This window comes from Streptomyces sp. A01, from assembly GCF_059026195.1.
This window is the reverse complement of sequence record NZ_JBWLKN010000059.1, coordinates 1-11,685: the sequence shown is the minus strand read 5'-3', so window position 1 is coordinate 11,685 and position 11,685 is coordinate 1. Positions and strand designations below refer to the sequence as shown.

The 11,685-nt window shown below is 73.8% G+C and carries 2 protein-coding genes; both read left to right on the top strand.

Features of this window, described 5'->3' with window-relative positions:
• Positions 1-5,670: type I polyketide synthase (locus AC5P1B_RS35250; protein ID WP_493892112.1), on the top strand; the 5,670-nt coding region annotated here is incomplete at its 5' end.
• 48 nt (positions 5,671-5,718) lie between these two features.
• Positions 5,719-11,685, top strand: a 5,967-nt coding sequence (locus AC5P1B_RS35245) for a type I polyketide synthase (RefSeq protein WP_493892111.1), incomplete at its 3' end; no start/stop codon positions are given.

Genomic DNA, 11,685 nt, shown 5'->3' with positions numbered 1-11,685 from the left:
GACGTGGTGGAGGGGCACGGCACGGGTACGACCCTGGGTGATCCGATCGAGGCGCAGGCGCTGCTGGCCACGTACGGGCAAAACCGCCCGGTCGAGCGGCCGTTGTGGCTCGGCTCGGTGAAGTCCAACATCGGTCACACCCAGGCTGCCGCCGGGGTGGCCGGGGTGATCAAAATGGTGATGGCCATGCGGCACGGGACGCTGCCGACGTCGCTGCACATCGATGAGCCCACCCCGCACGTGGACTGGGAGTCCGGTGCCGTACGCCTGCTGACCGAGCCGATGCCCTGGCCGGACACCGACCGCCCCCGCCGCGCCGGCGTGTCCTCCTTCGGCATCTCCGGCACCAATGCCCACCTGATCCTGGAACACACCCCCGAACCGGCCGAGCCGGACCCCGCGTCCGCCACGGGTCCCGAGCAGCCGGTCGGAGTGGTGCCGTGGGTGATATCGGCCCGCGGTGTTGAGGCGTTGCGTGGTCAGGCGGCCGCACTGGCCGCCCACGTGGCCGACTCCCCGGCGCCGATCGCCGACGTGGGCTGGTCGCTGGTCACCACCCGGGCGCTGTTCGACCACCGGGCGGTGGTGGTCGGCGAGGACCGCGACCACGTGCTCGCGGGGATACGGGCGCTGGCGGCCGGCGAAGAACACCCGGCCGTGATCCCGCCCACGGCCGCCGCGGCCGGGAAGACGGTGTTCCTGTGCAGCGGGCAGGGCAGCCAGCGACTGGGGATGGGCGCCGCCCTGTATGAGCGTTTTCCCGTCTTCGCCGACGCCTTCGACGAGGTGTGCGGCCACCTCGACCCACGGCTGGAACACCCGCTGCGGCACGTGGTGTTCACCGGCCTCCCCGGCCAGCCGGAGCTGCTTGACCACACCACCTATGCCCAATGCGGCCTCTTCGCCCTGCAGATCGCCCTGGCCCGGCTGCTCGCCTCGCTCGGTGTGAAGCCCGACATCGTGATCGGCCACTCCATCGGTGAGATAGCCGCCGCGCAGCTGGCCGGGGTCTTCGACCTGGCCGACGCCTGCCGGCTGGTGGCCGCGCGGGCGACCTTGATGGGAGGGCTGCCCACCGGCGGGGCCATGGCCGCCATCCAGGCCGACGCGGACGAACTCGCCGATGACCTGGCCGGTTACGACGGCCAGGTCGCCATCGCCGCCCTGAACGCCTTCGACAGCACGGTCATCTCCGGGCCCTCCGCCCCGGTCGCCGAGCTGCGCGCCGCGTGGGCGCGGCGGGGCCGTAAGACCAGGGACCTGGTGGTCAGCCACGCCTTCCACTCGCCCGCGATGGACCCGGTCCTGGAGGAGTTCGCCCAGGCCATCGGCGACCTGACCTACCACCGTCCGGCCATTCCGCTGATCAGCAACCTCACCGGGCTGCCCGCCGCCGACGAGATCGCCACCCCGGGCTACTGGGCCCGGCACATCCGCCAGCCGGTCCGCTTCGGGCCCGCCATCGCCCACACCGCCCCCGAGGCCGGGGTGTTCGTCGAGCTGGGCCCCGACCCGGTGCTGGCCACCGCCGCTCAGCGCACCCTCGACCACCTCCACGGGCAGGACAGCCCGCAGACCGCGCCCACCCCGTCCAGCGAACGGCCCATGCCCCTCGTGCTGGCGACCCTCACCGGCAAGCAGCCCGAAACCGGCGCGCTGTCCCACACCCTGGCGCGGCTGCACACCGCGGGCCGCACCGTCGACTGGCGGGGTTGGTTTCCCCCGGCCTTCGCCCCCCGGGCTGTCGAGCTGCCCACGTACGCCTTCCAGCGTGCGCCGTACTGGCTGTCGCCCACCAGCGGCGCCGGTGACGTCAGCGCGGCGGGACTACGCCGGATCGAGCACCCGCTGCTGCCGGCGGCGACCGCTCTGGCCGACGGCGGCCTGCTGCTCACCGGCCGGATCTCCGCGTCCCACGACGCGGGCTGGCTCGCCGACCACCAGGTCATGGGCACCGTGCTGCTGCCGGGCGCCGCGCTGACGGAGTGGGCGCTGCGCGCCGCCGACGAGGCCGGTTGCGGCGGTGTGGAGGAGCTGGTGCTCCAGGCGCCGCTCGTTCTTCCCGGCTCGGACAGCGTCCACGTACAGGTGGTGGTGGACGCCGCCACGACCGACGGTCGGCGCGAGGTACGCGTGTACTCACGCCCAAGCCAGGACGAGGGGCCGCTCGCCGGGACCCAGTGGGTGTGCCACGCGCTGGGCGTGCTCGCTCCCGAAGCGGCCACCGCGCCCGGCGGCATGAGCGGAACGTGGCCGCCGCCCGGTGCCACGGCCATCGACGTCAGCGCCTTCTACGAGCGGGCCGCCGCCGCCGGATACGAGTACGGCCCGGCGTTCCAGGGGCTGCGGGCGGCCTGGCGGGACGGTTCTGACGTCCTGGCCGAGATCGCGTTGCCCGACGCCGCCGGTGACGTCTCCGGGTTCGGCATCCACCCCGCTCTGCTGGACGCCGCGCTGCACCCCGGGCTGCTGACCGACAGGGGCGGCGACGACGGCCGGGTGTGGCTGCCGTTCGCCTGGAACGGGGTGTCACTGTGGGCCGCGGGGGCGACCACCGTCCGCGTTCGGTTGTCCCCCCACCCGCACGACGGTCAGGAGGGACGAGACGGACGGGATGGTCAGGACGGGCCGCGTGAGCGCGGTGTGCGGGTCGCGGTGGCCGACGCCACCGGCGCTCCCGTACTGAGCGTGGACTCCGTGGTGACGCGACCGGCCGACCCCGCTCAGCTCGCAGCCCCGGACGAGCCCGCCGCGCGCGGGCAGTTCGTCCTCGACTGGACGCCCCTGCCGGTGGCGGCAGCCGGCCCCGCCCTCCCCGACCCTGACGAGGACGGCTGGGCACTGCTGGGCGAGGACGAGTTCGGCCTGACAGAACCTGCCGCCCGCCACTGCGACCTGGGAGCGCTGCTGGCGGCGGCCGACGCCGGAGGCCCGGTGCCTTCGACGGTACTGACCTGCGTACGAACTTCCACCCGTACGGACGCCGGTGCGGGCCTGGCAGCGACGACGCGGGCCCTGGAACTCCTTCAGGGCTGGCTGGCCGAGCCACGGCTGACCGGCTCCCGGCTCGTGTTCGTCACCCGGGGCGCGGTCACCGCCGGTGCCCCCGACGGCCAAGGAGTGGACGTCACCGGCGGAGCCGTCTGGGGTCTGGTCCGCACGGCCCAGCTGGAGAACCCGGACCGGTTCGTCCTGCTCGACGTGGACCACGACACCACCGGCGTCACCGCCGCCCTGCGCTGGGCGCTGGCGGCGGAGGAACCGCAGCTGGCGCTGCGGGCGGGCCAGGCGCTGATACCCCGCCTGGTCCGGGCCGCCGACGACGGGCTGGCGCCCTCACGCGACGGGGCGTGGCGCCTGGGCCTGGAGGTCCCGGGGACCGTGGACAACGTGTCCGTTGTGCCGTGCCCGGAGGCGCTGGAGCCGCTGGTGCCCGGTCAGGTGCGGATCGACGTACGCGCGGCGGGGATCAACTTCCGCGACGTGCTCATCACCCTGGGCATGTACCCGAGCGACGGCGTCTTCTGCGGCAGCGAGGGCGCCGGTGTCGTGCGGGAAGTGGGGCCCGGCGTGACGGGTCTGGCGGTGGGTGACCGGGTGATGGGCCTGTTCGACGGGGCGTTCGGCCCGGTGGCCGTGGCCGACGCCCGGACAGTGGTGCCGCTCCCGCAGGGTTGGGGGTGGCGGGAGGCGGCGGCGGTGCCGGTTGTCTTCTTGACGGCGTGGCTGGGGTTGGTGGATCTGGCGGGTTTGCGGGCGGGGGAGTCGGTGCTGGTTCATTCCGCGACGGGTGGGGTGGGTTCGGCGGCGGTGCAGGTCGCCCGGTATCTGGGTGCTGAGGTGTATGCGACGGCGAGTCCTGGTAAGCACGCGGTGCTGGAGGAGATGGGCATCGACGCCGCGCACCGGGCGTCCTCCCGCGATCTCGATTTCGAGGAGGTGTTCCGGCGGGCGACGGGTGGCCGGGGTGTGGATGTGGTGCTCAACAGTCTGGCTGGTCCGTTCACGGACGCGTCGTTGCGGTTGCTCGCCGAGGGTGGGCGGTTCATGGAAATGGGCAAGACCGACCTCCGTGACGCCGCACAGATCGCCGTAGAGCACCCCGGGGTGCGCTACCGGGCGTTCGACCTCGTCCCCGACAGCGGCCCCGACCGCATCGGGGACATGCTGGCCGAGCTGGTGGAGCTGCTCACCTCGGGGACCCTGCGGCCCCCGTCGGTACGGGCGTGGCCGCTGGCCCGGGCGCGCGACGCGCTGCGCCACCTGAGCCAGGCCCGGCACACCGGCAAGCTGGTCCTCGACGTGCCACCGGCCCTGGACTCCGAGGGCACCGTACTGATCAGCGGTGGCACGGGCACCCTGGGCGGCCTGGTCGCCGAACACCTCGTCGGCGCCTGGGGCATGCGACGCCTGGTTCTCGTCAGCCGTCGCGGGCCCGACGCACCCGGCGCCGCGGAGCTGGCCGCCCGGCTGGCCGAACTGGGGTGCCAGGCACGGATCGTGAGCGCCGACATGGGCGACGCGGACGCGGTGGCCGCCCTGGTCGCGGGGATCGACCCGGCGCACCCGCTGACCGGCGTCGTCCACGCGGCCGGGGTCCTGGACGACGGGCTGATCACGCGGCTGTCCCCGGAGCGGCTTGAGCCGGTGTGGACGGCCAAGGCCACCGCCGCGCTGAACCTGCACCACGCCACCGCGGATCTGGGTCTGGGCATGTTCGTGATGTTCTCCTCCAGCGCGGCGACACTGGGCAACCCGGGGCAGGCGAACTACGCCGCGGCCAACGCCTTCTGCGACGCCCTGGCGGCGCACCGGCAGGCCACGGGCCTCGCCGGTCTCTCGATCGGCTGGGGGCTGTGGGCAGAGGCCAGCGGCATGACCGGGCACCTGGCGGCGACGGACCTGGCCAGGATGGCCCGCTCGGGCTTCACCGGACTGCCCAGCGAGCAGGCGCTTGGCCTGCTCGACACCAGCTTCCGGCACGGCGCCCCGCACCTGCTCGCGGTGAACCTGGACGTCCGCGCCCTGGCCACCCAGCCCACCGGCACCCTGCCCCCGGTCCTGCGGGCGCTGGCCGCCGGCAACGCGACGGGACGCCCCAGGCGCAGCGCTGCCACCGTGGACGCCAAGCCACAGGACTGGTCGGGGCGGCTCGCCGGTCTGTCGGCCGACGACCAGCACCGCGCGCTGCTCAACCTCGTACGGGGACACGTCGCGGCCGTACTGGGACACCCCGACCCCGAAGCCGTACCGGCCGAAGCCGCGTTCAAGGACCTCGGCTTCGACTCGCTGACCGCCGTCGAACTGCGCAACCGGCTGACCGCGGCGACCGGACTGCGGCTGCCCCCGGCGCTCGTCTTCGACTACCCGCGCGTCGGTGTGCTCGCCGATGAGCTACGCGGGCGGATCGCCCCCCAGGAGGCGGCCGCGGCGGACCTGGCGGGCATCGAACCCGTCCTCGCCGAATTGGCGCGGCTGGAACGCACGTTGAACACCGCCGTGCTGGCGGACGGCGACCCCGGCACGGTCACCACGCGACTGGAGGCCCTGCTGGCCCAGTGGAAGGCGGCACGGGCGCCGGAGCGGAACGGCACCGCCACAGAGAGGCTGCGTGCCGCTTCGGCGGACCAGCTCCTCGACTTCATCGACAACGAACTAGGCGCGTCCTGAACGAGCCGGGTGTGACCACTACGCGAACAAGGGCACGGGTGATTCCAGTTGGCGACCGAAGAGCAGCTGGTCGAGTATCTCAAGCGCGTCACAGCCGACCTGCACGACACACGTCAGCGGCTGCGCCAGGCGGAGGAGCGGGCGCAGGAGCCGGTGGCCGTCATCGCCATGGCCTGCCGCTTCCCCGGCGGCGTGAGGTCACCGGAGGACCTGTGGGAGCTGGTCTCCTCAGGCACCGACGCCATCGGCGAATTCCCCACCGACCGGGGCTGGGACTTGGCGGGCCTGTACCACCCCGACCCCGACCACCCGGGCACCTGCTACACCCGCGAGGGCGGATTCCTCTACGACGCCGACCAGTTCGACGCGGCCTTCTTCGGCATCAGCCCGCGCGAGGCCGTGGTCAGCAGCCCGCAGCAGCGGCTGCTGCTGGAGTGCGCCTGGGAAGCCGCCGAACGCGCCGGAATCGACCCGCTCTCCCTACGGGGCACGGCCACCGGCGTCTACGCGGGCACGGCGACCACCGGCGACCCGGCGAAGAGCGGCCCGTCCCAGGCGGGTGAGGGCTACGCGGGAAACGCCCCGAGCCTGCTGTCGGGACGCGTCTCCTACACACTCGGCCTCGAAGGGCCGGCCGTCACCATCGAGACGGCGTGCTCGTCGTCGCTGGTGGCCATCCACCTGGCGAGCCAGGCGCTACGGCAGGGCGAATGCGCACTGGCCCTGGCGGGCGGTGTGACGGTGATGGCCACCCCGGAGGTCTTCACCGGCTTCTCCCGCCAGCGCGGCCTGTCACCCGACGGGCGGTGCAAGGCGTTCGATACGGCCGCCGACGGCACAGGTTGGGGCGAGGGCGTCGGCGTGCTCGCGCTGGAACGCCTCTCCGACGCGCGGCGCAACGGCCACCGAGTGCTGGCCGTGATCCGCGGCTCCGCCATCAACCAGGACGGCGCCAGCAACGGCTTCACCGCCCCCAACGGCCCCTCCCAGCAGCGCGTCATCCGGCAGGCCCTGGCCGGCGCGCGGCTGTCGGCCGCCGAGGTCGACGCGGTGGAGGCACACGGCACCGGCACCGTACTCGGCGACTCGATCGAAGCCGACGCGATCATCGCCGCCTACGGCCGGAACCGGCCGGAGGACCAGCCGCTGTGGCTCGGCTCCGTCAAGTCCAACATCGGCCACACGCAGGGCGCCGCAGGCGTGGCCGGTGTGATCAAGATGGTCATGGCCATGCGGCACGGCGTACTGCCCGCCTCCCTGAACATCAACGAGCCGACCACCCACGTGGACTGGGGCAGCGGCACCGTACGGCTGCTCACCGAGCCCGTGGACTGGCCCGACAGCGGCCGCCCCCGGCGGGCGGGCGTGTCCTCCTTCGGTATCTCCGGCACCAACGCCCATCTCATCGTCGAGCAGGCCCCCCAACCAGCCGTCCCCGAACAGGCCCCCGCTGACGAGGCCACCCCGGCCGGTGTCGTGCCGTGGGTGCTGACGGCGCGCGGCGACCAGGCCCTGCGGGCCCAGGCGCGGGCCCTGGCCGGGCACGCGTCCGCGCGGGGCGCGGAGCGGGTGGGCGACGTGGGCTGGTCGCTCGCGACGACCCGTTCGGTCTTCGAGTACCGCACGGTGGTGCTCGGCGAGGATCGCGACGAACTGCTGGCGGGCCTGGAGGCGCTGGCGACCGGACAGGACCACGCCGGTGTCACCGGGCCCGGCGCTCCGGTCGCCGCGGGCACTCGCCCCGTGCTGGTCTTCCCGGGCCAGGGCTCGCAGTGGGTCGGCATGGGCGCCGGACTCCTGGAGAGTTCCCCGGTGTTCGCGGCACGGGTAGCCGAGTGCGAACAGGCCCTGTCGCCGTATGTGGACTGGTCGCTGACTGAGGTGTTGCGCGGGGTGGGGGGTGGCGCGGATCTGGGTCGGGTGGATGTGGTGCAGCCGGTGTTGTGGGCGGTGATGGTGTCGTTGGCGGCGGTGTGGGCGGCGCATGGTGTGGTTCCTTCGGCTGTGGTGGGTCACAGTCAGGGGGAGATCGCGGCGGCGTGTGTGGCCGGAGCGTTGTCGTTGGAGGACGGTGCGCGGGTTGTGGCGTTGCGCGGTCAGGCGCTCCGGCGGCTGGCCGGTGGTGGCGCGATGGCCTCTCTTGGCGTGGGCGGGGAAGCGACCGAAGCACTGCTGGCCGGGTTCCCGGAGGTGGGGGTGGCCGCCGTCAACGGCCCGTCCTCGACCGTCGTCTCGGGCCCGCCCGGCCAGGTCGCCGCGGTGGTGGCGCGGGCCGAGGGCCAAGGGCTGCGGGCGCGGCTGATCGACGTGGACTACGCCTCACACGGCCCGCAGGTCGACCACATAGCCGACGAGCTGAGCGAACGACTGGCCGGGGTGCGCCCGCTCAGCACGGACACGCGCTTCTACTCGACGGTCACCGGCGGCCAGGCCGATCCCGCCGGTCTCGGCGCCGCCTACTGGGTGGCCAACCTGCGGCAGCCCGTACGGTTCGCCGACACCATCCAAACCCTCCTCGACGACGGCCACCGGCTGTTCATCGAGGCCAGCCCCCACCCGGTACTGGCCGTCGGCCTCCAGGAATGCTTCGAGGAGGCCGAGGCGCCCGCCACCGTCGTTGTGACCCTGCGCCGCGACCACGGCGGCCAGGCACAGCTCGCACGGGCGCTGAGCCAGGCGTTCACCGCCGGGGTGACCGTGGACTGGGCCGCGTGGTTCGCGACCGGCCCCGCCCCCCGGGTCGTGGAGCTGCCGACGTACGCCTTCCAGCGGCAGAGGTTTTGGGAGGAGCACCACGCGGGCCACGGCGGCGACCCGGCGGGCCTGGGCCTGACCGCCGCCGGGCATCCCTTGCTGGGCGCCGTTGTGGACCTGGCCGAGGGCGACACCCACCTGCTGACCGGCCGGTTGTCCGCCGTCGGCGGCGCGGACTGGCTGACCGGTCACCAGGTCGACGGCACCGTGCTGGTGCCGGGCGCCGCACTGGTGGAGTGGGCACTGCGGGCCGCCGACGAGGCGGGCTGCGGCGGTGTGGAAGACCTGGTCCTCCAGGCGCCGCTGGTGCTGCCCGAGTCCGGGAGCGTACGGGTGCAGATCGTGGTGGCCGCTGCCGCCGACGACGGGCACCGGGAGGTACGCGTCTACACCCGCCCCGACGGTGAAGCCGCGGGCGACGGGACACCATGGACGTGCCACGCGACCGGTGTCCTGACCCCCGAAGCCGCCACCGCCCCCGACGACGCGGCAGGAGTGTGGCCACCGGCCGACGCACGGCCGCTCGACCTCAACGGCTTCTACGAACAAGCCGCCCAGGCCGGATACGCGTACGGGCCCGCCTTCCAGGGCCTGCGGGCGGCGTGGCGTGACGGTCCTGACCTGCTGGCGGACGTGGTACTGCCCGAGGCGGCCGGAGAGCCCGGCGGGTTCGGCATCCACCCCGCCCTGCTGGACGCGGCACTGCACCCGGCCTTGCTGCTGGACTCAGAGCCCGGCGCCGAGGGACAGCTGTGGCTGCCGTTCGCCTGGACCGGGGTCGCCCTGTGGGCCGGTGAGGCCACCGCGATTCGCGTCCGTATCTCGCCCCGGCACAGCGGCGACGACGGCGAGCGTGCGCTGCGCGTCACGGTGGCCGACGCGGCCGGAGCGCCTGTCCTCAGCGTCGGCGCGGTCGTCATGCGCCCCGTCGACACCGACCAGCTACGAGCCGCAGCGAGGCGTGACGCCGAGGCTCTGTTCACTCTGGAGTGGACACCGCTGCCCGCACCGGACGCCGACCGGTCGACCCGGGACGGAGACTGGGCGGTCATGGGCCCGAGCCCGGCACCCCTGCCCGAACTGCCGCACTACGCGGACCTTGCCGCGCTGGTAGCCGCCCTTGACACCGGCGAACCGGCACCGTCCATGGTCCTGACCAGCGTCCCGCCCAGCGGCGACAGCACGGCCGGTGACGGACTCGACGTCGTACGGGACGTCCTGCGCCTCGTACAGGACTGGATCGCCGAACCACGCCTCAGAGACACCCGATTGACGGTGACCACCCAGGGTGCGGTCACGACCCCCGACGGCACCGGCCGCGGCCCGGTGCACACGCCGGGCGCCGGAGTGTGGGGACTGCTGCGCGGCGCCCAGGCCGAACACCCGCACCGATTCCTCCTGCTCGACCTCGACCCCGAGTCCCAGCCGCCCGGCGACGACGTACTGGACGCCGTCACACGAGCACTGGCCTTCGACGAACCCCAAGTGGCCTGTCGGGCCGGGCAGTTGCTCGTGCCGCGACTCGCCCGCGCGGACCGTACGCCGGAGTCCGCCACCACCGCCCCCGGCACGCTCGACCCGCACGGCACCGTACTGATCACCGGCGGGACCGGCACGCTGGGCACGCACGTCGCCGAACACCTCGTACGGTCGTGGGACGTACGGCACTTGCTGCTGGTCAGCCGACGTGGCCCGGAAGCACCGGGCGCGGAGGGACTGGCCGACCGGCTGCGCGCGCTGGGCGCCGACGTACGCGTGGTCGCGGCCGACGCCGCCGACCCGGAAGCGGTGACCAGCCTCATCGCGGGCATCGACCCCACGCACCCGCTGACGGGCGTCATCCACGCCGCCGGAGTCCTCGACGACGCGCTCATCACCGCGCAGTCCCCGGAGCGGCTGGCACGGGTATGGGAAGCCAAGGCCACCGCCGCGCTGAACCTGCACACCGCCACCGCCGACCTGCCGCTCGGCATGTTCCTCATGTTCTCGTCGGCGGCCGGGGTCATGGGCAACATGGGGCAGGCCGGTTACGCCGCGGCCAACGCCTTCGTCGACGCCCTGGCGGCCCACCGCCGCGCCACGGGCCTGCACGGGCAGTCGGTGGCCTGGGGGCTGTGGGAGCAGAGCAGCGCGATGACCGGGCACCTCGCGGAGGCGGACCGGGCCCGGCTGGCCCACTCCGGTTTCTCCCCACTGCCCACCGAGCACGCACTGCGGCTGCTGGACGCCGCATGCCGACTGGACGCGGCCACAGCGGTGGCCGCGGGCATCGACGTACGCGGCATGCCGGGCCCCGACGTCCCGGCCCTGCTACGGGGGCTGACCGGCCGGGCGAGCCGCCGGACGGCCGCCCAGGGCGACGGCACGCAGCGCCCCGAGCTGACAGCGCGCCTGGTGGGTCTCGACGACACCCAGCGGCTGGAGACGGTCACGCATGTGGTCCGCGGCTGCGCGGCCGTCGTCCTCGGGCACGGCTCGGCAGCCGAAGTACGGGAAGACGCACCCTTCAAGGACCTGGGCTTCGACTCCCTGACAGCCGTGCAACTGCGCAACCGGCTGTCCGCGGCCAGCGGTCTGCGCCTGCCGGCGACCCTCGTCTTCGACTACCCCACGCCGAAGGCCCTGGCCGGATATCTGAGCACCCGGCTGGCCGGGGAGAGCACCGCGGCGGCCACACCGGTGACGGCGACGGCCGCCACGGACGAGCCGGTGGCGATCGTGGCAATGACCTGCCGATACCCCGGCGGAGTGCGCTCACCGGAGGGCCTGTGGGACCTCGTTGCCGACGGTGTGGACGCCATGGGCGAGTTCCCCGCCGACCGGGGCTGGGACCTGGCCGGGCTGTTCCACCCGGACCCCGACCACCCCGGCACCAGCTACGCCAGCGAGGGCGCGTTCCTGTACGACGCCGACCGGTTCGACGCGGGCTTCTTCGAGATCAATCCGCGCGAGGCCCTGGCGATGGACCCCCAGCAGCGGCTGCTGCTCGAAGCATCATGGGAGGTGCTGGAGCGGGCCGGAATCGACCCGGGGGAGCTGCGGGGCAGCCGGACCGGCGTGTACGCGGGGGTGATGTACCACGACTACGCGGCCGGGCTGGCCGGCGGCGGCGACGCCAAGCTGGAGGGCTACGCCATGCTGGCCAGCTCAGGCAGCGCCATCACGGGCCGGGTCGCCTACACCCTCGGCCTGGAGGGCCCGGCGGTGACGGTGGACACGGCGTGTTCGTCGTCGCTGGTGGCGATGCACCTGGCCGCGCAG